This is a genomic window from Rhodococcus sp. NPDC003382 (assembly GCF_053589135.1).
In genome coordinates this window covers 81,338-103,092 of record NZ_JBSFRH010000013.1, presented here as the reverse complement: position 1 = coordinate 103,092, position 21,755 = coordinate 81,338, and the positions used below count along the sequence as shown (strand labels likewise).

22 protein-coding genes and 1 riboswitch are annotated in these 21,755 nt (G+C 70.1%); of the genes, 12 read left to right on the top strand and 10 right to left on the bottom strand.

Annotation, left to right across the window (positions count from 1 at the left end; genetic code table 11):
- Positions 1–58 precede the first annotated feature (58 nt).
- Together pta and ACWDUD_RS11715 are read left to right on the top strand one after the other, a co-directional pair.
- Entirely contained in the window at positions 59–2,137 is a 2,079-nt protein-coding gene (pta, locus tag ACWDUD_RS11720) for a phosphate acetyltransferase (protein WP_197250302.1), read from the top strand.
- A gap of 3 nt (positions 2,138–2,140) precedes the next feature.
- A complete protein-coding gene (locus tag ACWDUD_RS11715) occupies positions 2,141–3,358 on the top strand; it encodes an acetate kinase (RefSeq protein ID WP_248672996.1) in 1,218 nt (405 codons plus the stop codon).
- Positions 3,359–3,457: 99 nt separating this feature from the next.
- On the opposite strand, the gene ACWDUD_RS11710 is transcribed toward ACWDUD_RS11715, so the two are convergent.
- The 3 genes from ACWDUD_RS11710 to ACWDUD_RS11700 are packed head-to-tail and all read right to left on the bottom strand — an operon-like array spanning position 3,458 to position 8,162.
- Positions 3,458–5,812, bottom strand: coding sequence for a tetratricopeptide repeat protein (locus ACWDUD_RS11710; RefSeq protein ID WP_450109409.1), 2,355 nt, complete (start codon positions 5,810–5,812; stop codon positions 3,458–3,460).
- A gap of 11 nt (positions 5,813–5,823) precedes the next feature.
- Entirely contained in the window at positions 5,824–6,768 is a 945-nt protein-coding gene (locus tag ACWDUD_RS11705; protein ID WP_450109440.1) for a glutamate ABC transporter substrate-binding protein, read from the bottom strand.
- A 17-nt stretch (positions 6,769–6,785) separates the two neighbouring features.
- A complete protein-coding gene (locus tag ACWDUD_RS11700; protein WP_450109408.1) occupies positions 6,786–8,162 on the bottom strand; it encodes a hypothetical protein in 1,377 nt (458 codons plus the stop codon).
- A 128-nt stretch (positions 8,163–8,290) separates the two neighbouring features.
- Here ACWDUD_RS11700 and ACWDUD_RS11695 point away from each other — a divergent pair, with 128 nt between their 5' ends.
- A complete protein-coding gene (locus ACWDUD_RS11695; RefSeq protein ID WP_248672997.1) occupies positions 8,291–9,139 on the top strand; it encodes an NUDIX hydrolase in 849 nt (282 codons plus the stop codon).
- Between the two features lie 4 nt (positions 9,140–9,143).
- Here the strand turns inward: ACWDUD_RS11695 and thiE are convergent, their stop codons facing one another.
- Positions 9,144–9,833: a thiamine phosphate synthase gene (thiE, locus tag ACWDUD_RS11690; protein WP_248672998.1), complete on the bottom strand. Its 690-nt coding sequence runs from the start codon at positions 9,831–9,833 to the stop codon at positions 9,144–9,146.
- A 26-nt stretch (positions 9,834–9,859) separates the two neighbouring features.
- Positions 9,860–9,974, top strand: a riboswitch (TPP riboswitch).
- Here thiE and thiO point away from each other — a divergent pair.
- The 5 genes from thiO (at position 9,972) to ACWDUD_RS11665 (ending at position 13,808) form a co-directional block, all read left to right on the top strand.
- Positions 9,972–11,033, top strand: a complete 1,062-nt coding sequence (gene thiO / locus ACWDUD_RS11685) for a glycine oxidase ThiO (protein WP_248672999.1) — start codon at positions 9,972–9,974, stop codon at positions 11,031–11,033. Its footprint overlaps the riboswitch before it by 3 nt.
- Entirely contained in the window at positions 11,033–11,248 is a 216-nt protein-coding gene (gene thiS / locus ACWDUD_RS11680) for a sulfur carrier protein ThiS (protein WP_197250297.1), read from the top strand. Before thiO ends, thiS begins: the two co-directional genes overlap by 1 nt.
- Entirely contained in the window at positions 11,241–12,026 is a 786-nt protein-coding gene (gene thiG, locus ACWDUD_RS11675) for a thiazole synthase (protein WP_307845972.1), read from the top strand. The genes thiS and thiG overlap by 8 nt, the downstream gene beginning before the upstream one ends.
- A gap of 76 nt (positions 12,027–12,102) precedes the next feature.
- Positions 12,103–13,032 carry an ABC transporter ATP-binding protein gene (locus ACWDUD_RS11670; protein WP_248673000.1) on the top strand — a complete coding sequence of 310 codons (930 nt, stop codon included), beginning with the start codon at positions 12,103–12,105 and terminating at the stop codon, positions 13,030–13,032.
- Positions 13,032–13,808: an ABC transporter permease gene (locus tag ACWDUD_RS11665; protein ID WP_450109407.1), complete on the top strand. Its 777-nt coding sequence runs from the start codon at positions 13,032–13,034 to the stop codon at positions 13,806–13,808. The genes ACWDUD_RS11670 and ACWDUD_RS11665 overlap by 1 nt, the downstream gene beginning before the upstream one ends.
- 54 nt (positions 13,809–13,862) lie before the next feature.
- Here ACWDUD_RS11665 and ACWDUD_RS11660 read toward each other — a convergent pair whose 3' ends face one another.
- Positions 13,863–14,525 (bottom strand): enoyl-CoA hydratase-related protein, encoded by a 663-nt coding sequence (locus ACWDUD_RS11660; RefSeq protein ID WP_450109406.1) that lies wholly within the window; start codon positions 14,523–14,525, stop codon positions 13,863–13,865.
- A complete protein-coding gene (locus ACWDUD_RS11655) occupies positions 14,522–15,157 on the bottom strand; it encodes a TetR/AcrR family transcriptional regulator (protein ID WP_450109405.1) in 636 nt (211 codons plus the stop codon). Before ACWDUD_RS11655 ends, ACWDUD_RS11660 begins: the two co-directional genes overlap by 4 nt.
- An 86-nt stretch (positions 15,158–15,243) precedes the next feature.
- On the opposite strand from ACWDUD_RS11655, the gene ACWDUD_RS11650 reads away from it, so the two are divergent.
- Entirely contained in the window at positions 15,244–16,713 is a 1,470-nt protein-coding gene (locus tag ACWDUD_RS11650) for a M28 family metallopeptidase (RefSeq protein WP_450109404.1), read from the top strand.
- Positions 16,714–16,717: 4 nt separating this feature from the next.
- On the opposite strand, the gene thiD is transcribed toward ACWDUD_RS11650, so the two are convergent.
- Positions 16,718–17,560 carry a bifunctional hydroxymethylpyrimidine kinase/phosphomethylpyrimidine kinase gene (gene thiD / locus ACWDUD_RS11645; RefSeq protein WP_197250291.1) on the bottom strand — a complete coding sequence of 281 codons (843 nt, stop codon included), beginning with the start codon at positions 17,558–17,560 and terminating at the stop codon, positions 16,718–16,720.
- 258 nt (positions 17,561–17,818) lie between these two features.
- Between thiD and ACWDUD_RS11640 the strand changes: the two genes are divergently transcribed.
- Positions 17,819–18,169, top strand: a complete 351-nt coding sequence (locus tag ACWDUD_RS11640; protein WP_450109403.1) for a GNAT family N-acetyltransferase — start codon at positions 17,819–17,821, stop codon at positions 18,167–18,169.
- Positions 18,170–18,184: 15 nt separating this feature from the next.
- Here the strand turns inward: ACWDUD_RS11640 and ACWDUD_RS11635 are convergent, their stop codons facing one another.
- The 3 genes from ACWDUD_RS11635 to ACWDUD_RS11625 are packed head-to-tail and all read right to left on the bottom strand — an operon-like array spanning position 18,185 to position 20,634.
- A complete protein-coding gene (locus ACWDUD_RS11635; RefSeq protein WP_450109402.1) occupies positions 18,185–18,988 on the bottom strand; it encodes an exodeoxyribonuclease III in 804 nt (267 codons plus the stop codon).
- A 9-nt stretch (positions 18,989–18,997) separates the two neighbouring features.
- Positions 18,998–20,014 (bottom strand): N-acetylglutamate synthase, CG3035 family, encoded by a 1,017-nt coding sequence (locus ACWDUD_RS11630; protein ID WP_450109401.1) that lies wholly within the window; start codon positions 20,012–20,014, stop codon positions 18,998–19,000.
- Positions 20,015–20,037: 23 nt separating this feature from the next.
- A complete protein-coding gene (locus tag ACWDUD_RS11625; RefSeq protein WP_450109400.1) occupies positions 20,038–20,634 on the bottom strand; it encodes a peptide deformylase in 597 nt (198 codons plus the stop codon).
- 127 nt (positions 20,635–20,761) lie between these two features.
- On the opposite strand from ACWDUD_RS11625, the gene ACWDUD_RS11620 reads away from it, so the two are divergent.
- Complete coding sequence (locus ACWDUD_RS11620; RefSeq protein WP_197250286.1) at positions 20,762–21,127, top strand: DUF3263 domain-containing protein; 366 nt, start codon at positions 20,762–20,764, stop codon at positions 21,125–21,127.
- An 87-nt stretch (positions 21,128–21,214) separates the two neighbouring features.
- Positions 21,215–21,745, top strand: a complete 531-nt coding sequence (locus ACWDUD_RS11615) for a LytR C-terminal domain-containing protein (RefSeq protein WP_450109439.1) — start codon at positions 21,215–21,217, stop codon at positions 21,743–21,745.
- Positions 21,746–21,755: the final 10 nt, after the last annotated feature.

Genomic DNA, 21,755 nt, shown 5'->3' with positions numbered 1-21,755 from the left:
TTGCAGTGCGGGGTGTCTCACACAGTGAGGCGCCCCGCACCGCATTATGGTGGCTCCCATGAGTGCCGCTGCGGGATCCGTGTCGAGCATCTACATCGCGTCTCCCGAAGGCGACACCGGGAAATCCACGGTGGCGCTCGGCATCCTGCAGATGCTGTGCGCCTCCGCCGCCCGTGTGGGTGTGTTCCGGCCCATCGCACGCTCGGACGCCGACCGTGACTACATTCTCGAGCTGCTCCTCGAACGCATCACCGTCGACCTCGACTACGACGACTGCGTCGGTGTCACCTACGACGAGGTGCACGCGGACCCCGATGCGGCCCTGAGCGAGATCGTGTCCCGATACCACGCCGTCGCCGACCGCTGCGACGCCGTCGTGGTCGTCGGCAGCGACTACACCGAGATCGCGAATCCCACCGAACTGTCGTACAACGCGCGGATCGCGGCGAACCTCGACGCGCCGGTCCTGCTCGCGCTGCGCGGGTCGCGCCGAACCCCCGCCGAGATCGCGCAGCTCGCCGCGGTCTCGTCCGCCGAACTCGCCGCTCACCATGCCCATCTGACCGGGATCGTCGTCAATCGCTGCAACCCGGACGAACTCGACGCCGTCGCCGCGCGGTTCGCCGGGCATCCCGTGCCGGTGTGGACGCTGCCGGAGGTCCCGATCCTGGTGGCGCCGACGATGGCCGAACTGCAGGCCGTCCTGCACGGCGACCTCTACAGCGGCGATCCCGAACTGCTGCACCGCGAAGCGCTGCGAGTCGTGGTGGGCGACATGACCGCCGAGCACATCCTCGAACGTCTCACCGAAGGAGCGGCGGTCGTCGTGTCCGCCGACCGTTCGGACGCCCTGCTGGCCCTCGTCAATGCCGATGCTGCAGAAGGGTTCCCGTCACTGGCGGGCATCATCCTCAACGGGGGGCTGCGGCCCCATCCCGCGATCGCGCAGCTCGTCACAGGTCTCGAACCCACCCTGCCCATCCTCACCACCGATCTCGGCACGTTCGACACCGCCTCCGCCGCGGACCGGACCCGCGGGCGCATGGTGCACGGTGCGCAGCGCAAGATCGACACCGCGGTCGCGTTGATGGAACAGCACGTCGACGCACCGACGCTCCTGGGCCGGCTGAGTCTTCCGCGCCCGACGGTGACGACCCCGCAGATGTTCGAATACCAGCTCATCGACCGGGCCCGCGCGCAACGCCGGCACATCGTGCTGCCCGAGGGCGACGACGACCGCATCCTCCGCGCCGCCGGCCGGGTTCTGCAACGCGGCATCGCCGACATCACGCTGCTCGGTGACGAACCGCAGATCCGCCGGCGCGCCGCCGCACTCGGCATCGACCTCGGGAAGGCGGAGACGATCGACCCGCGGACCTCCGAGCTCGCCGAGCGTTTCGCCGCCGAATACGCCCGGCTGCGTGCGCACAAGGGCATGAATCTCGATCGCGCCCGCGAGATCATGCGTGACATATCCTATTTCGGCACCATGATGGTCCACCTGGGGATCGCGGACGGCATGGTGTCGGGGGCGGCGCACACCACCGCGCACACCATCCGCCCGTCCTTCGAGATCATCCGCACCCGGCCCGGCGTCTCCACCGTGTCGAGCGTCTTCCTGATGTGCCTGGCGGATCGCGTTCTCGTATACGGCGACTGCGCGGTCGTGCCCGACCCGTCCGCCGAGCAGCTCGCCGACATCGCGATCTCCTCCGCGGAGACCGCGGCCCGTTTCGGCATCGAGCCGCGGGTCGCGATGCTGTCGTACTCGACGGGCGACTCCGGGATCGGCGCCGACGTCGACAAGGTGCGCAGTGCCACCGCGCTGGTGCGGCAGCGACGGCCGGATCTGCCGGTCGAGGGCCCGATCCAGTACGACGCCGCGATCGAGCCCACGGTCGCGAGCGCGAAACTCCCCGGGTCCGAAGTGGCCGGTCGCGCAACGGTATTCATCTTCCCCGATCTGAACACCGGCAACAACACGTACAAGGCGGTGCAGCGCAGCGCCGGCGCGGTGGCCGTCGGACCGGTGCTCCAGGGCCTGAACAAGCCGGTCAACGACCTCTCCCGAGGCGCGCTGGTCCAGGACATCGTCAACACGGTGGCGATCACCGCGATCCAGGCACAGGAGGACTGATCCATGACTGCCACCAACGGAGTGACCGCCGGAACCGTGCTGGTGCTGAACTGCGGTTCGTCGTCGATCAAGTTCCAGCTGATCCACCCGGAGACGGGGGAGTCGGTGGTGCACGGGCTGATCGAGCGGATCGGTGAGCCGGAGGGGCGGATCGTCTTCCGCCACGCCACCGGAACCGAAGAGAAGATCGGACCCATCGCCGATCACCGCACGGGACTTCGCATCGTGCTGGACATGGTCGAAGGGCTCGGACGGTCGCTGCACGAGGCCGGCATCATCGCGGTGGGACACCGGCTCGTGCACGGCGGCGGGCTCTTCTACGAGCCGACGCTCATCGACGACGCGGTGGTGCGCGCGGTCGACGACCTGTCCAGCCTTGCGCCCCTGCACAACCCGGCCAACGTCGTCGGCATGGAAGTCGCCCGCGCGGTGCTGCCCGACATCCCGCACGTCGGTGTGTTCGACACCGCGTTCTTCCACGACCTGCCGGCCGCGGCCGCGACGTACGCGATCGATCGGAAGATCGCGGCCGATCACGGCATCCGTCGGTACGGATTCCACGGCACCTCACACGAATACGTCTCGCGGCGGGCAGCGGAGTTTCTCGGCCGCGACTACTCCGAGCTCGGTCAGATCGTGTTCCACCTGGGGAACGGGGCGTCCGCGGCCGCGATCGCGGGTGGCCACCCGATCGACACCTCGATGGGGCTCACCCCTCTCGAGGGCCTGGCCATGGGAACCCGTTGCGGCGACGTCGATCCGGGTGTGCTCATGCACCTGAAGCGCAGCGCCGGTATGGATGTCGAAGCGATCGACGACATGCTGAACCACAGCTCGGGACTCAAGGGGCTGTGCGGTGTCAACGACTTCCGGGCGTTGATCCGGCTGATCGAGGAGGGATCCGCGGACGCGAAACTCGCCTACGACGTGTACGTGCACCGGATCCGGAAGTACCTCGGCGCGTACATGGTCGAACTCGGCGGCGTCGACGTGATCGTCTTCACCGGCGGGGTGGGGGAGCACCGGTCCGAGGTCCGGTTGGACGCGCTGGCGGGACTCGAACGGCTCGGGATCGTCGTCGACCCCGAGTCGAACGCGGCCGAGAGAGGGGACGAACGTCGCATCTCCGCGCCGGAATCGAAGGTGGAGGTGCTGGTGATCCCGACCAACGAGGAACTGGCCATCGCCCGGGCCGCGGCCGCGTTCGCAACAACCTCGTAGGGCTGACCGTCGGGTCCGCCGACGGACAAGACATCAGCGCGCTGTCGGCTGCGCGCGGATATCCCCCGGCTGCGCGGGTTCGGTTGACAGATGCCACGGTCAGAGGAGGCTGCGAGGGCGGATCGCGTTCGCCAGGTCGACGAGGGTGTACCGGTGCGTGCGCGCCGGTGCGCTGCGTGCCAGCGCCCGCAGCGCCGCCTCGGTGCCCCTCCGCAGACCCTTCTCGGTGAACGGGACCCCGAGGATCGGATCGAGGGACTTACGGGAGGCATGGCCGGCGCGCACCCACTCGAGGGCCGTGCCCAGCACCAGTGTGCGCATCTGCAGGGCGCGGCCCTCGTCGAGGGGCAGAGCGTCGACGCGGTGCGCGGCCTCGCGCAGTTCGGCCTCGGTCACGTCGTCGATCGGTCTGTCGTGCAACATGATCAGGATGCTCGTCATGCTGGCCACACTGTGGTGCCGAGACGTCGCGGGCACCTGGTCGAGGGTCGCGACCGCGCCGGCCAGGTCGTGACGGTCGGCGAGCTGACGGGCCAGTCCGAACGCGGCACTGACGATGTTGTGGTCGGTGCGCCACACCGTCCGGTAGTAGTTCTCGCAGAACTGCCGCCACGCCTCCGGATCGTCGCTCTCCCATTGCTGCAGAATGAGTTCCGCGGTCGCGGCCAGGGCGATCTTCGGGGCGGTCTCGCCGGGTAGCGCCTCGAGCACCCGTTCGAATCGGTCGAACGCCGTCTGGAATTCACCGAGCAGCAGCGCGGCGATCCCGGCGTGCCAGTCGATCCGCCAGTCCATGCCCAGGTCGCGTTCGAGATTGCGGAGGATCTCCTCGGCCCGTTCCCCGTGCCCGAGGTCGAGGTGGGCGCGGACCTCGGCGAGGGCGATCTCGCGGGAGAACGAGACGTCGGCGGTGCCCACGACCCGTTCGAGCCCGTTGTCGCGGGCGTGCCGCAGTGCGTCGAGTGTCTGCTGGGGCTCGCTGTGCACGGCAGCGGCGAGCAGCGCCGCGCTGGGGTCGTTCGGATCGATCAACGGAACCGGAAGGGCCCCGGCCACATCCCGCGCAGAGATGTTCTTGTCGCGGACGATGCCGTCGACGAACACGTCCGTCTGCGCGACGGCCTCATCGGTGCCGAAGGTGGTGCGCTGGCGACTGAACTTCGCCGACAGCCCGGGGTGCTCGGTGCCCGTCTGCTGGGACAGGACCTCGCGCAGCACACCGGTGAGCTGCCCGGCCATCTCGTCGGCGGACCGGAACCGCCGTTCCGGGTCGGGATCGGTGGCGCGCAACAGCAATCGATGGAACGAGTCGTACTCGGCGAGCAACGGTGCCTGTTCGGTCGTGGGCAGCCCGTCGACGTAGCGGCCCTTGTCGACGGGCAGGTCCAGCGTCAGCGCTGCCAGGGTCCGGCCGGCGGTGTAGATGTCGGTGACCGGAGTCGGTCCGGTGCGGACGATTTCGGGTGCCTGGTAACCCGGCGTGCCGTACAGGTAGCCGTAGTCCTCGATGCCCGAGACCGCCCCGAGATCGATCAGTTTGGTCTGCTCCTCGGTGACCATGATGTTCTCGGGTTTGAGGTCGTTGTAGACCAGTCCGATCTCGTGCAGATAGCCGAGCGCGGGCAGGACGTCGAGGATGTACGCGATGGCCTGCTCGATCGGCATCCGTTCCGGTTTGGTGTAGGTGTCGAGGATCTCGCGCAGGGTGTGCCCGCCGACGTATTCCATGACGATGTATCCCATCGGGACACCGTCCGGCCGCGGATGCTCGACGAAGTTGTAGATCCGGACGATGCTCGGGTGCGAAACCTCCGCGAGGAACTGCCGTTCGGCCATCGCGACCGCCTGCGCCTCGGCGTCGCCGGCGTGCAGCAGGCCCTTGAGCACGACCCAGCGATCGCTGACGTTGCGGTCGACAGCCAGGTAGATCCAGCCCAGCCCGCCGTGCGCGAGACAGCCCTTGATCTCGTACTGCCCGGCGACCAGATCTCCGGGGGCGAGATTCGGGGTGAACTCGAACGGCGTGCCACACGACGGGCAGTTGCCCGAGGAGGGTCCGGGACCGGAGGCGGTGCTGCGCCCCACCGGTTTTCCGCACTTCCAGCAGAACCGTTTGCCCTCGGCGACCCGAGGATCGCGCAGGACGACACTCGCCGGATCGAGCGGCGCCGGAACCGGGACGTCGACGAGACCGGCGATGCGCCGGCGCAGCAGTCCACGGGGACGCGATCGGCGGCTCGAGCCGCGCTGCGACGGCCCGGTCGGCGGGAGGGAGGCACGCCGGGTCGACTCCGTGGACTGCGCCGCGCCGGGGCGTGGGCTGCGCTGGGTCGACTCGGTGGGTTCCGCCGCGTCGGGGCGTGGGCTGCGCTGGGTCGACTCGGTGGGCTCCGCCGCGTCGGGGCGCGGGCCGCGCTGGGTCGCCGGTCCGCCGGGGAGTTCGGTATCGGCCATCGGATCGTCCCTCAATCCACATACGTCGCGGTCGGCGGTGCCGGTGTCGGCCCGAGGACGGAGAGCCACCTGTCGTACAACTCCGCCCAGGTGCCGTCGCGGCGGATTCGATCGAGTGTGCCGTTCACGAACCGCACGAGATCGTCGTTGCCCAGGGTGATGCCGACACCGTACGGCTCCACACCCATCGAGGCGCCGACGATCTCGAGATTGGGATCCTGGGATGCGAGACCGGCGAGGATGGTGTCGTCGGTGCTCACGGCCTCGACCTGCCCCTGCTGCAGGACGACGAGACAGTCCGCCCACGCCGGGACGGTCAGGATCGACGCCGACGGCTGCACCTGCTGCATGCGGGTCAGCGAGGTGGTTCCGCGCACGATGCAGACCCGCCGGCCCGCGAGATCCGCGGCATTGCGGATGTCCGATCCCTTGACCACCAGGACCCGCTGCTGGGCCAGGAAGTATGTCGACGAGAAGTCGACGCGTTCCCGGCGGGCGCACGTGATCGACATGGTCTTGGCGACGATGTCGACGGTGGAGTCCTGCAGCGCCTGCTCGCGGTCGGCAGAGTTGAGGATCCGGTAGTCGATCAGGTCGGGATCCCCCAGCAGATCGCGCGCGATCTCCCGGGCGATGTCGACGTCGAAACCGGCGATGCGGCCGGTGGCCGGATCACGGAAGCTCATCAGATTGCTGCCGGTGTCGAGACCGACCACCAGCCGGCCGCGGGCACGGATCGCGTCGAGTGTCGGTCCGGTCGTCGCGCCGTCGGGCCGCAGGCTCGCGGTCGGATCCCCGCAGTCGGGCATTTCCGGTTGCGCAGTGGGGGAGGGCGCCAAGGTGGCGCGTTCGGGCAGCGGCACCTCGCTGTAGGGGACCTCGACCCGGGGCAGCGGGGACACCGGCGTCGACGCGCACCCGGCGACGGCGACGACACTGCACAGTGCCGCCACCATCAGCGCCACGCGGCTCCTCACTGGTACTCCCGAAGTCGAGGCCACAATCCGATGGTGACACCGATCAGCGACACCAGGGTGAGCACCACCGCGGCAGGTGCCAGCGCGGACAAGAGCTGGGAGGCGCGGTCCTCGTTGGAACGCAGCTCGGAGCGCGCCGCCTCGATGCCTTCGGCCAAGGCGTCGTCGACGACGGCGAACTGGGCCGCCGATTCGTTCGGACCCGGACCGACCGCCAGGACCGCCGCTGCGGTGTAGTCACCGCGCTGCAGAGCGGCCACCGTCCGTTCGTGCGATTCCATCCATTCGTTGCGGGCGGCGATCGCACGGGCCACGGCATCGTCGGTGACAGCGTCTCCACCCGGGTGGGATTGCAGTAGCTCGCCGAGCCGGGCCATGGACTGTCGGAACGCGGCATCGTATTCGCCGGTGCTGTCCCGCCGGGCCAACAGCAGCGTCTCGGCGGTGCGGGACTGCTGGGCGGTGATGCGGGCCGCGGCGACCGTCCCGAGCGGCTCGGCGCCGTCACTGATGGCGCGTTGCGTCGCACTCGACGACACCAGCCCCGCGACGAGCAGCCACACCAGCAGCAGGCCGGTCGCGGCGATCGACAGGAGCAACCCGGGATTGAGGGCACGCCGGCTGATGCGGGAGATGATCAGGTGGATGCCGCCGAGCGCGGACACTGCGGCGATGAGCAACCCGATCGAGAACCACGGTGGCCGGACCGCGGCGTGCTGGGTGTCCGTGACGGCACGGACACCGAGCATGTGCAGTTCCTGTGCCATCGGCAACAGCGAGGTCTGCATGAGGTTCGACGCTTCGCCGAGGTACGCGCTGCCCACCGGATTGCCCGAGCGGTTGTTGGCCCGGGCCGTCTCGATCAGGCCCGTGTACACGGTCAGCCGCCCGGAGATCCCCGACAGGAGGCGGGCACTGTCCGGGTCGTCATCGGCACCGATGGCCGCCGCGACCAGCTGCGCCGACGCCTCCGCCACGGCCTGCTCGTACCGCTCGCGGACGGCCTTCGGTTCGATGCCGCCGGAGATGAACCCGGTGACCGCCGCCGCGTCGGCGACGGACAACGCGCTGTAGAGATCCTGGGACGCGTCCGCCAGCGGCTCGATCGTCGACAGCAGATGATCGTGCGTGGCCTTGCGGCTGCTCACCGTCTGGGTCGCGACGAACCCCGAGATCGCCACCAGGATCGACACGAGCGTCCCGAGCACGATGAGCTTGGCGGGTGTCGAGCGCAGCACGGCACCCAGATCGTCGGGCACCTGCGGGCCGCTCGACCGTCCCTGCTCGAAAACCCGGGCGGTCCGTGTCTCGGGGGCCCGCTGCTCGGCGTGGTCGGGGCCGGGGTCGATCGTGGGGTGTAGGCGAGGGTCCACCAATCGCCCCTTTCGGTGTTGCACAGTCCTTGGCGAGCATATAAGCAGTACGAACAGGAATGCGCTGCGCGAGTGCGTCGGAACAGGGGTTCGACAGCCCGCGGCGGCCGGTAGGGAGGACGGACACGATGCGCGGTGACGGTGACGGATGGGCCGTCGGCCCCGACGGCGATCGCCGGTGGGGCAAGCACGGTGCGGCCGGGCTGTTGTTGCGTGCGCCTCTGCCCGACGGCCGGCCCGCGGTGCTGCTGCAACACCGCGCCGCGTGGAGTCACCAGGGCGGAACCTGGGCGCTGCCCGGCGGCGCCCGCGACAGCCACGAAAGCACCGTCGACGCCGCGGTACGCGAAGCGCACGAGGAGACCGGCATCGACGTGTCGGTGGTTGCGGTCCGAACCGAGCGCGTCACCGCCGGGGTCGTCGGCGGCTGGACCTACACGACCGTCGTCGCCGACGCCGGGATCCCGCTGGCCACCGTCCCCAACGGCGAGAGCACCGAACTGCGATGGGTGCCGGAGGTCGAGGTCGAGGCGATGGCGCTGCACGCGGGGTTCGCCGCGTCCTGGCCGACGCTGCGCACCCGCGTGGTCCGGGTCCTGCTCGACACCGCGAACGTGCTCGGCTCCCGCCCGACCGGCTGGTGGCGCGACCGGCCGGGAGCGACCGGGGCACTGCTGAACGAGCTGGCGGCGGTGCTGCCCCGGACCCTCGAACTGCCCGACGGCGGGTTCGGCTGGGTGACGCAGATCGAGGCCGTGCTCGAAGGCCAGGCCCGGGACGCGATCGTCGAGGACGCCCGCATCCCGGTGCACGCCGCCACCGGAAGCGGGGACGACGAACTGGCCCGCCTCGCCGGGGCGACCGCCACCCTCACGTCGGAGGTGACGGTGGTCGTGACCGCCGACCGCGGGCTACGGGAGCGCCTGCCCGATTCGGTGATCGCGTTGTCGCCCTCGACCGTCCTCGACTGGCTGTAGACGGTTACGCAGGTAGACCGGCCTTCAGCGCAGCGGCCGCGGCACGCGGATCGGCGGCCTTCGTGATCGCCCGAACCACCGCGACACGGGTGGCGCCGGCGGCGACCACCTCGGGCAGTCGCTCGATGTCGATCCCGCCGATCGCGAACCACGGACGGGTCGGATGCGACTGAGCGACCTCCCGGATGACCTCCAGACCCGCCGCGGTGCGGCCCGGCTTGGTCGGGGTGTCCCATACCGGGCCGGACGCGAAGTAGTCGACACCCTCCTCGATCTCGGCGAGGGACGCCTGTGCGCGGCTGCCCGTGGATCGGCCGATGACGATGTCCGGACCGAGGATGTTGCGGGCGTGGGCGACCGGCAGATCCCCCTGACCCAGATGCAGGATGTCCGCGCCCGCCGCCAGTGCGATGTCGGCGCGGTCGTTGACGGCGAGCAGTGCGCCGTGGCGCCGGCACGCGTCGGCGAGGATCTCGAGCGCGGCCAGTTCGTCGCGTGCCTCGAGGCGGCCGAACTTCTTCTCGCCCGCCGAGTCCTTGTCACGCAACTGGATGATGTCGACTCCGCCGGCGAGGGCTTCCTCCGCGAATCGAGCCAGGTCGCCGGTGTCCCGGCGGGCGTCGGTGCACAGGTACAGACGCGCGTCCGCGAGTCGTTCCCGAGGTGAAGGATGGTTGCCACGATAGGAAGTCACAGCCCAGACGGTAACCTCTGAGGGAGAGATGACAACACGGGAGTCCCGGGGAACGCGGGGCTGAGAGGGGGCCTGCCGGCCCCGACCGTTATGACCTGACCCGGATCATGCCGGCGCAGGGAGTGAGGTGGACGCAGGATGGGAACGGTAGCCGTCGTCGGTGGCGGTGTCATCGGGTTGTCGATCGCGTGGCGCGCGGCGAGCGCCGGCTGGGACGTGACAGTGCACGACCCGACCCCCGGAGCGGGCGCATCCTGGGTCGCCGGTGGCATGCTCGCGCCGCTGTCGGAGGGCTGGCCCGGCGAGGAACACGTCCTGGAACTGGGCGCGGCGTCACTCGCGCGCTGGCCGGAGTTCGGGGACCGGTTGCAGCGCGCGACCGGGTGCGACCTGTTCACCTCGGACGGGTCGCTCACTGTCGCGCTGGATGCCGCCGACGCCGCCGACCTGCGCACCGTCGCGGAATGGGTGCAGGCGCAGGGCCACGAGATGCGGGTGCTCACCCGTGCCGAGATCCGGGAGCTCGAGCCGTCGCTCGGCCCGCGGATCCGCCTCGGGTTGCTCGCCCCGACGGAACTGGCCGTGGACAACAGGATCCTCGTCGACGCCCTGCATCGCGCCTGCGTCGAGGCCGGGGTGCGGTTCGTCGCGACCGCGGTCGATTCGCTCGACGCGCTGCCCGCGGACCGGGTGGTGCTCGCGGCGGGTTCGGCGTCGGCCCGGTTGTGGCCGGGCCTTCCGGTGCGGCCCGTCAAGGGCGAGATCCTGCGGTTGCGGGCCCGGCCCGGTGTCACCCCCGCCCCGAGCCGCACCATCCGCGGCAGTGTGCACGGCCGGCCGGCCTATCTGGTGCCGCGCGGCGACGGTCTCGTCGTCGGCGCCACCCAGTACGAGGCCGACGACACGCAGGTGACGGTCGCCGGGGTGCGGGACCTCATCGCCGATGCGGAAGCGCTGCTGCCGGCGATCGGCGAGTACGAGCTGTACGAGGCGACGGCGGGACTGCGGCCGATGAGCCCGGACAACCTGCCGTTGATCGGGCGGCTGTCCGAACGGGTCGTCGCCGCGACCGGGCACGGACGCAACGGGGTCCTGTTCACCCCGATCACCGCGGACGCCGTGCTCGCCGAACTCGCCGACGATCCGCTCGCCGAAGCGAAAAACGCCGACCCGCAAAGATTTTCGAAGGAAGGGCTGTGATGACGAACCCGATCTCGGTGGGGATCACCGTCAACGGTGAGGACCACTACTTCGCCGAGGCGCCGACGGTCGCCGAACTGCTGGTGCAGCTGGGGCTGCCGGAGAAGGGCATCGCGATCGCCGTCGACGGCGCGGTGTTCCCGCGCGGGCGGTGGTCCGAACCGGTCGGAAAGGGCTGGCAGATCGAGATTCTCACGGCGGTCCAGGGTGGCTGAGCTCCGTGACCCGGCACACGACCTGCCGCAGCTGACCATCGCCGGACGCACCTTCGCGTCGCGGTTGATCACCGGCACCGGCGGCGCCGCGAATCTCGCGGTGCTCGAGGAAGCGCTCGTCGCCTCGGGTACCGAACTGACCACCGTCGCCATGCGACGCGTCGACGCCGCCTCCGGCACCGGGGTGCTCGACCTGCTGCGCCGCCTCGACATCACCCCGCTCCCGAACACCGCGGGCTGCCGCGGCGCGAAGGAAGCGGTGCTCACCGCGCAACTGGGCCGCGAGGCCCTCGAAACCGATTGGGTCAAGCTCGAGGTCATCGCCGACGAACGCACCCTGCTGCCCGACGCCATCGAATTGGTCTCGGCGGCAGAGCAACTCGTCGACGACGGGTTCGTGGTCCTGCCGTACACGACGGACGATCCGGTCCTCGCGAAGCGCCTCGAGGACGTCGGATGCGCGGCGGTGATGCCGCTCGGCTCGCCGATCGGCACCGGACTGGGCATCGCCAATCCGCACCACATCGAGATGATCGTCGAAGCCGCCGGTGTCCCGGTGGTGCTCGACGCGGGCATCGGCACCGCGTCCGACGCCGCCCTCGCGATGGAACTGGGCTGCGACGCGGTGCTGCTCGCGACCGCGGTGACCCGGGCCAAGGACCCGGCTCTCATGGCGTCGGCGATGCGGCACGCCGTCGAGGCAGGTTTCCGGGCCCGGCACGCCGGACGGATCCCGAAGCGGTTCTGGGCGCAGGCGTCCTCGCCGCTCGAACCCTAGGGCCGGTGTCGGATCCGGCGGCTGCTCGTCGGGCGTGTCCCTGCACATTCCGGATGGATCGGGCAGGGTAGGGGTCATGATCGAAGTGACGGGACTGACCAAGACCTTCGGATCGACGACGGCAGTGGACGACGTGACGTTCACGGTCCGGCCCGGCATCGTCACCGGCTTCCTCGGTCCGAACGGTGCCGGTAAGACCACGACGATGCGGCTGATCCTCGGTCTCGACCGGCCCACTGCCGGCACCGCCCTGATCGGCGGGCGACCCTACCGGGAGTTGCAGCGGCCGCTGCGCACCGTCGGGGCGCTGCTCGACGCGAAGTGGGTGCATCCGAACCGGTCGGCCCGCGCGCACCTGCGGTGGATGGCCGCGTCGAACGGGCTGCCCGCGTCGCGGGTCGAGGAAGTGCTGCGTCAGGTGGGCCTGACCGAGGTCGCGAACAAACGCGCGGGTGGGTTCTCGCTCGGCATGTCACAGCGTCTCGGTCTGGCCGGGGCCCTGCTCGGCGATCCGCAGGTGCTGTTGTTCGACGAGCCGGTCAACGGGCTCGATCCCGAGGGGATCGTGTGGATCAGGCGGTTCATGCAGGCACTCGCAGCCGAGGGCCGGACCGTTCTGGTGTCGAGTCACCTGCTGTCGGAGATGGCGCAGACCGCCGACCACCTGCTGGTGATCGGGCGGGGCCGGCTCATCGCCGACACCTCCGTCGACGCATTCGTCGCGCAGGCCTCCGAAGCGGTGGTGCGGGTGCGCAGCCCCCAACTCGACGTCCTGCGGGCCGCGCTCGTCGAGCGCGGGCACGCCGTCCACGACGACGACGGTGCGCTCGTGGTCACCGGCGCGACCGCGGCGGAGGTCGGAGAGCTCGCCGCCGCCCGGTCGGTGGTGCTGCACGAACTCGCCGGACAGCAGGCCTCGCTGGAAGAGGCGTTCATGAAGATGACCGGTGGCGACGTGCAGTTCCACGGCACCGGCGCCGATTCCGTGATGAAGGGTGGCCTGTGATGAGCGTGGCGATCGACACGTTGCGAGCCGAACGCATCAAGCTGACGTCGGTGCAGTCGCCGTTCTGGTGCACCGTGGTGATCGTCGCGCTCGGTCTGGGCCTGGCCGCGATCCTCGGTGCGGCGGCGAAGGCGTCGATGTCCTCGGACGACGAAACGGTCCGCTTCTATCCCACCGTCGACGTCGCCGTCAGCGGTGTGACCGGTTTCGGTGTGCTGGTGTTGATGATCCTGGCGGCGCTGTCGGTGACCAGCGAATACCGGTTCGGCGTGATCCGCTCCACGTTCCAGGCTCTGCCGAACCGCACGGTCGTCCTCGCCGTCAAGGCACTGCTGATCGGTGTGCTCGGCGCGGTCCTGACCGGGGTGCTGGCGTTGGCCGCGGTCTATCTGACGAAGGCGCTCGCCGGGTCGGAGGCCGGACGGGACCTCGTGCTCGAGGGGGCGACGTGGCGGACGATCTACGGCACCGCGCTGTTCGCGCTGCTCGCGTCCATCCTGGCGGTGGGGGTGGGCGCCCTGCTGCGTCAGTCCGCCGGCACCATCGCGATCCTGCTGCTGTGGCCGATGCTCATCGAATCGCTGTTCGGGCTGTTCGGGTCGTTCGGCCGGAACGTGCAGCCGTTCCTGCCGTTCGCGAACATCAACTACTTCCTGGGCACCGACCAGGGCATCGATTTCCATTGGGGCCCGTGGGGTGCGCTCCTGTACTTCGCGGTGTTCGTGCTGGTGGTGTTCGGCGCCGCCGTGGCGGTGGTGAACCGGCGCGACGCCTGATGCGGTTCGCTCGGACCCCGGTGGCCCGGGGTCCGAGCGGATCCGTTCCGACGGCTACGACTGCGGGGTCGTGAGGGCCGCGATCGTCGACGCGTACATCGTCGACTTGATGGCTCCGAGCGTGCCGGGGTCCTTTCCGACCAGCGGCGCGACCGTGCCCACGGCCGAGGTAACCAGGGCGGATTCCTCGGCGGTGGCGTCGACGATGCCGGCGGCGAGCGCGTCGGGTCCGCCGAATCGTCGCCCGGTGGTCATTGCCGCGGTCGCGGTGCGGGGGGTGGTCTTGGCCTGGACCAGCGCGGCCATCCCGGGCGTGAACGGGATCCGGATGTCGACCTCGGGCAGGCAGAAGAAGCCGCGGTCGGTGCGCATCACCCGGAAGTCGTGGGCCAGCGCGAGCATCGCGCCGGCACCGAACGCGTGCCCGTTGATCGCCGCGATCGTCGGGACCGGCAGGGTGAGGACACGCGCGAACAGTCCGTGCACCCGGTCGACGTACCACTGGGCCTTCTCGCCGTTCGCCGAGAGCCATTGCAGGTCCAGGCCGTTGGAGTAGAACTTTCCGTTCGCGACGGTCACCAGCGCGGTTGGTTCACCGGCTTCGATCTCGTCGAGTGCGGCATCGACGCGGTCGAGCCAGTCGGGGGAGAAGCGGTTCTCGTCGTCGCCGAGGTTCAGGACGGTGACGGTGTCGTGGCGGGTCGTGGTGACGGTCATGGTCTGCCTTTCGGGGTGTGGGTTTCGGGGCCGAGTGCCAGCACCGCGCGGACCGCGGCGGCGAGTCGGCGACGAGCAACCGGATCGCGATATCTGTTGGTGTGCAACAGAAGTCCGGTGGGCAGGGCGACGATGCAGGAGTGCACGACGTCGACGGCGGCGCCGTCGCGCCGATTCCACAGTGCCGTGGCCAGTTCCGCCATCAGTTCGCCGAGTTCGTGGTCGAGGCGGAACAGTTCGCGGGCCAGGTCCTCGGGCAGTGAGGCTCCGAGCAGGTCGGTGCGGCGCACGGTCAGCACCAGCCGCGCCGACGTCGGGTGGCGTTCGGCGAAGACGGCGGGTGCGTCGGCGGCGGCGACGACGGCCTCGACCGCCGGGGCCTCGGCGTCGCGGTCGGCCAGGGCGGCGTCGACGGCCTCGCGCTGGACGTCGAGGAAGCGGCGCCCGGCGCGCAGCCAGGCCTGCCCGACGACGCCGAGACGCGACCCGAAGGCGTGATAGATCGCGCCGTTCGACATGCCGGTGGCGTCGGTCAGGGCCCTGAGTGTGACGGCCGCGGCACCGGATTCGGCCGCGATGCGCTCGGCGGCGTCGAGCAGGCCGTCGAGGTCGTAGGTGCGGGTGCGGGCCATGCGCACACCATAACAGAGCAAGTGCTCTGTTATCGGTACGGTGTCGTCCACCGGGTCGGAGAAGGTCGTGTGGGTATCCTCGCCGGATGGGGTGGACCGTGGCGAACGCGAGGAATCTGACCGGGATCGTGATCGTCGCCGCGGCGCTGGGGGTCGGCGCCTGCTCGAACGCATCTGCTCCGCCCGCGCCGCCCGCGCCGCCGCTCGACGGACCGGCACTCGCCGAGGCGGTCGAGCTCGACGCGGTCCTCGGGCACCTGCAGGAACTCGAACGCATCGCCACCGAGAACGACGGCAACCGGGCCCTGGGGACCCCCGGCTACGACGCCAGCGTCGACTATGTGGCCGGAAAGCTCCGCGACGCCGGGTTCGACGTGCAGACACCGGAATTCGACGTCACCTCGTTCGACGTCGAGAACGCGTCGCTGACCGTGGACGGCGCACCCGTCGAACTGCGGGTCCTCGCGATGTCGCCGTCGACCGGTCCGGACGGGATCACCGCCCGCCTCGTGCGGGTTCCCGCCGACGACACCCCGGGCTGTGAGGCCACCGACTACGACAACCTCGACGTCGCCGGGGCGATCGCCGTCGTCGACCGGGGTGTGTGCCCGTTCTCGGACAAGCAGAAGGCCGCCGCCGAGCGCGGGGCCGCGGCGCTCCTCGTCGTCAACAACGAACCCGGACCGCTCGCCGGCGGCACCCTCGGGGAGGACGGCGACCGGTTCATACCCGCGGCCGGTGTCAGCGGCGACGACGGTGCCGCGCTGGCTACGGGTACGAGCGCGACGCTGATCGTCGACACCGTCATCGAGGACATCCGCTCGCGAAACGTGATCGCGCAGACCGCAACCGGCGACACCGACAACGTGGTCGTCGTCGGCGCGCACCTCGACAGCGTCCCGGAAGGCCCCGGCATCAACGACAACGGCAGCGGTGTCGCCGCGGTGCTCGAGACCGCGCTGCAACTCGGCCCCGACCCGAACGTCGCCAACGCGGTGCGGTTCGCGTTCTGGGGCGCCGAGGAGATCGGCCTCGTGGGCTCGACGCGGTACGTCGAATCCCTGTCCGACGACGAGCGCAACGCGATCGCGCTGTATCTCAACTTCGACATGCTGGGCTCCCCGAATCCCGGATATCTCGTCTACGACGGCGACGACTCGGATGCCGTGGGGTCGGGTCCGGGCCCGGAGGGCTCGGCCGGCATCGAGCAGACCTTCCGGTCGTTCTTCGAGTCCCGCGGCGTCGCCGCCGACGGCACCGACTTCGACGGCCGGTCGGACTACGGCCCGTTCGTCGAAGCCGGGATCCCGGCCGGTGGTGTGTTCAGCGGCGCCGACGAACGCAAGTCGCCGGACCAGGCGGGCAAGTGGGGTGGTGAGGCCGACACGCCGTTCGACCCGAACTACCACTCGCCGGAGGACACCCTCGCCAACATGGACCGCGACGCGTACGCGGTCACGGCGGCGTCGGTCGGCTACGGCGTCGGTGTCTACGCGCAGTCGCTCGACGGCGTGCCGACCGGGGACGCGCGGGATCAGGAGCGATCCGGCAACTGACCGATCAGGCCTGTAGTCGCCACAGCGGATTGACCGGTCCGTGCCCGCCGCCGAGGTCGTACGACCACTCGAGGCACTTGGTCACCCACTCCTTCGCGAACGCGACCGCATCCGGCACCGACCAGCCGTGCGCGAGTGCCGACGCGATCGCCGCGGCAAGGGTGTCGCCGCCGCCGTGATCGTTGCCCGTGTCGATGCGCGGGCTGGTGAACTCGAGGAAGCGGTCGCCGTCGAACAGCAGATCGGTGCTGTCCGGCGAGGTCCGCAGGTGTCCGCCCTTGACGATTGCCCACTGGGCGCCGAGCGCGTGCAGGGCTTCGGCGGCTCGTCGCGCGGTGGGATCGTCGACGACCTCGATGCCCGTGATGAGCCGGATCTCGTCCAGATTCGGTGTCACGACGGTGGCTTGGGGGACGAGCACGGTGCGCACCGCGTCGAGGGCCTCGGCGTGCAACAGTGGGTCGCCGTGCATCGACGCGCACACCGGATCCACCACGAGCGGAATCTGCCGTCCGTGCCCGATGCCGACCTCCGTGCACACCTGCGCGACCGCCTCGATGATCGCGGTCGACGCCAGCATCCCGGTCTTGGCCGCCGTCACACCGATGTCGTCGACGACGCAGCGCACCTGCGCGGCCACGGTCTCGGGGGGAATCTCGTGGAATCCGCTGACGCCCAGCGAGTTCTGGACGGTCACGGCCGCCACCGCGACGCAGGCGTGGACGCCGCACATCGCCATGGTGCGGGAGTCGGCCTGGATCCCCGCGCCTCCGCCGGAATCGGTGCCGGCGATGGTGAGGGCCCGGATCGGGGTCTGGCCGCGCGGGGCCAACGGCAGCAACTTCACGCGCGTGAGCCTACCGGGGTCCCGCGAGCGCTACCGGACCGCGACGGTGCGTACCGGTGAGAGCGGCCGGATTCCGGCGAATGTCCTGGTTGCGAGGGTCGTTCGGCCTATCCCGGCGACCGCTCGATGTGGAGCATCATGTAACCGGACCTTCCGGATCGAGGTGGGTGAGAAATACCGGGAGGGGTTACCTACAGACGGCATGTCGTGCTCTATAGTGGCGTGCGTCACATTTGTTCCAGGTACGACGGAGGGTTCATGGTCACCAACTTGCCGCATGCCGAGGTGTCCGACAATGCGGATCAGAACCGCTTCGAACTTCGGCTCAACGGCGATCTCGTGGGCATCCTCGGCTACTTCGACGCCGCCCGCCCGTCGGGTGTTCCGGGGCAGAACCATCCTGTCGTCGACTTCCTGCACACCGTGATCGTCGAGGACTTCGGTCATCAGGGACTCGCGGGCATCCTCGTCGGACGGTCGTTGGACATCGCCCGCCGTCGCGGCTGGAAGGTCCGCCCGGTCTGCACGTACGTGCAGCGATTCCTCGGAACCAACCCCGAATACCGCGACGTGATCGTGCCGCTCGAACTGGTGCGCCGTCGTGCGTGACCGGTAGAGGAAAGGTCAGTCCGTCAGATCCACCACGACGGGAGCGTGATCGCTGGCGCCCTTGCCCTTGCGTTCGTTCCGGTCGATCTCCGCACCGCTGACGCGCGCGGCGAGCGCCGGCGAACCGAGGACGAAGTCGATCCGCATGCCCTGCTTCTTGGGGAAACGCAGCTGCGTGTAGTCCCAGTACGTGTAGACGCCCGGGCCGGGCGCGTGCGGGCGCACCACGTCGGTGAAGCCGCCCTCGAGGAACGCCGCGAACGCGTCGCGCTCCGGCTGGGAGGTGTGGGTCTTGCCCTCGAAGAAGGCCGGATCCCAGACGTCCTCGTCGGTCGGCGCGATGTTCCAGTCGCCGACGAGCGCGATCGGAGTGTGCGGGTCCGCGGCGAGCCAGCCCTGGGCGTCGGCGCGCAGCTTCGCGAGCCACTCCAGCTTGTAGGTGTAGTGCGGATCGTCCAATTCGCGACCGTTCGGGACGTACAGGCTCCACACCCGCACACCGCCGCAGGTCGCGCCGATCGCGCGGGCCTCCTGCGCGGGCGCGGCCTCGGGGTCCTTCGTGAATCCGGGCTGGTCCTCGAACCCGATCTGCACGTCGTCGAGTCCGACGCGGGAGACGATCGCGACGCCGTTCCACTGACTCAGCCCGACGTGCGCGACCTGGTAACCGAGCTCCTCGAAACGCGCGTACGGGAACTGCTCGTCCTTGCACTTGGTTTCCTGCATGGCCAGCACGTCGGTTCCGGTTCGCTGCAACCAGTCGACGATCCGGTCGGTCCGGGCACGGACGGAGTTCACATTCCAGGTAGCAAGACGCACACCGACACTCTAGGCGAGCGGTCCGACATGCTCGGTCGCGTACCGGTAGCGGTGGTGATCGACGAACCCCAGCTCCCGGTACATCGCCCGCGCCGCGGTGTTCTCCTCGGCGACCTGCACGTAGGCGTGCGTCGCGCCGCGTCCGCGGCCCCAGCGCAGCAGCGATCCGCACAGCAGGGTACCCAGGCCGTTCCGGCGGTGCTCGGGGGCGACCTCGACCGCGGTCAGCCCCACCCAGCGCCGGCCGTCGGAGGCGTCGGTCACCGCGGCCCGGCCGATCGCGACCGGTTCGGTGCCGGGCGCGCCGATCCTGCCGAAGCCGAGCACACCGCGCGCGACCGCACCGAGCACGCCCTGAGCCTCGTCGGGCAACGTCCCGCCCCGGTACCGCGACAGCCACTCCGGGTCCGGCCGCCCGGTCACGACGACCGGCGTCGGCCCCTCCGGCAGCGGCACGTTCTCGAGATCCGCCGCCATGACCTGCACGTCCTCGCTCGCGGACCAGCCCGCGGGAACCCGGGCGAGCCGATCGGGAACCAGCAGACGGAGCGGAAGCCCCCGCTCGGCGAACCAGCCGGCGAGCCGTGCGAGGACCTCCGGGTCGGCGGGGTCGGCGACGGTACCGGGGTCACCGAGCGGAATCGCCGAGTTGGCCCGGCGGGTGAATCCGGCGCCGGCCCGCAGCAGCCAGCCGTCCACCCATTCCATTTCGAGTCCGGGCCAGGCCGCGACGGCCGCGACCTCGAGCGCGCGGATCTCGCGGGTCCGGATCGGCCGCGCGGCCAGCGCCCTGAGCGCGACCACGGCGTCCGGCGCGACCTGCACGATCTGCCGCGTCTCGGTGCGCACCACGACCGCGGGTTCCAGGGCCACGAGCTCGCCGATCACATCGGTCATCGGGTGGCTGTAGCCGGCGGGCAGGCGGTAGCGCAGCACGACCCGGGTGCCCAGCGGGATCCCGCCTGCAGGCTCCGAAGGCCCGGAAGGACCGGTGGGGCCGGCAGGATCGGCAGGCTCGGAAGGCATTGCGGCGTCGTCGGTCCTTGTTCTCAGTCTTCGTCGTCGTGGCCGAACGGATCCTCGACGGACCCCGGCAGCCACGTGAGTCCGGGCACACCCCAGCCGGCACGCTTGATCGTCTTCTTCGCCGCGCGCGCGTTGCGGCCGATCAGGACGTCGATGTACAGGAAGCCGTCGAGGTGTCCGACCTCGTGCTGGAGCATGCGCGCGAAGAAGCCGCGGCCCTCGATCTCGACCGGGTTGCCCTCGGCGTCGGTGCCGGTGACCTTCGCCCACTCGGCACGACCGGTCGGGAAGTTCTCGCCGGGAACGGACAGGCAACCCTCGAGGTCCTCGTCCGGGTCGGGCATGGTCTCGGGGATCTCGGAGGTCTCGAGGACCGGATTGATCACCACACCGCGGCGGCGGGCGACGTTGCCGTTCTCGTCGCGGTCCGGGCAGTCGTAGACGAACAGACGCTTGGCCACCCCGACCTGGTTCGCGGCGAGGCCGACTCCGTTGGCCGCGTCCATCGTCTCGTACATGTCCGCGATCAGCTGGGCGAGTTCGGCGGGCGACTCGGTCACCGGCTCGGTGGGGTTGTGCAGAACCGGGTCGCCGGTGATCACGATGGGAAGGATGGCCATGGAGGAACAGAATAGTGCGCCGGACTCGCCTGATCGACGAGCCGGTACCTGTCGCCGGCCCGTGGTTCAATTGGCGTCGGAAACACACAGGTGCAATCGGTGTGATTCGAGGCAGGCGAGGAGTGAGATGGACGGCGCAGCGGCGCACAATGTGAACCGGTCCGTGGACGATGCCCAGCAGAGCAGCGACGCCGCCGAGGTCCCAGCTCCCGCGAACCCCAACGAGGTGGGGGAACACGGACTGACCCGCAGGGAGCACGACATCCTGGCGTTCGAACGCCAGTGGTGGAAGTACGCGGGCGCCAAGGAAGAAGCCATCAAGGAACTGTTCGGGCTGTCCGCGACCCGGTACTACCAGGTGCTCAATGCGCTGGTGGACCGGCCGGAAGCGCTCGCCGCGGATCCGATGCTGGTCAAGCGGCTGCGCCGCCTGAGGGCGAGCCGTCAGAAGGCCCGGGCCGCACGGCGGCTGGGCTTCGAGATCACCCGCTGACGGCGGGCGGACATCGACGAGGCAACTATGGTCGAAGGCGTGCGTACGAACACCGAGCCCTCGGGACCACCGCTGCGGGCACTCGCGATGGTGCTGATCTCGCTGGCGATCCTGTTCGGAGGCATCGGCCTGGCGTCCCTGGGCGGTTCCGACTCGGAGAGCGCGGCGCCGCCGGCGACCGAACCGGCCGCGGCCCCTGCGACGTCGACCACCGTGTCTCCGGCCAGGGCGGCTGCTGCCCCCACCACGACCGTCGCTGCTCCGACGACCACCGCCGCGCGGGCGACGACCACGACGCCTGCCTCCACGGGCGCGTCGTCGCTGATCGAGCTCGCGCCCGAGTCGGCCACCCCGGTGCGGGTGTTCAACAACAGTGAGATCGCGGGCCTCGCCGCGCAGACCGCGAGCCTGCTCGAGGACGACGGGTTCGTCATCAGCGAGACCGGCAACTACAGCGACGGGCTGATCGCCACGACCTCCGTGTACTACGGAACCGGTGCCGGCGAACGCGAGACCGCCGAAGCCGTCGCCGAAGCGCTCGGCGTGACCGCGCAGCCGCGATTCGAGGGAATCGCGGACTCCTCGCCCGGTGTCATCGTCATCGTGACCTCGCAATGAGGGCGATTCG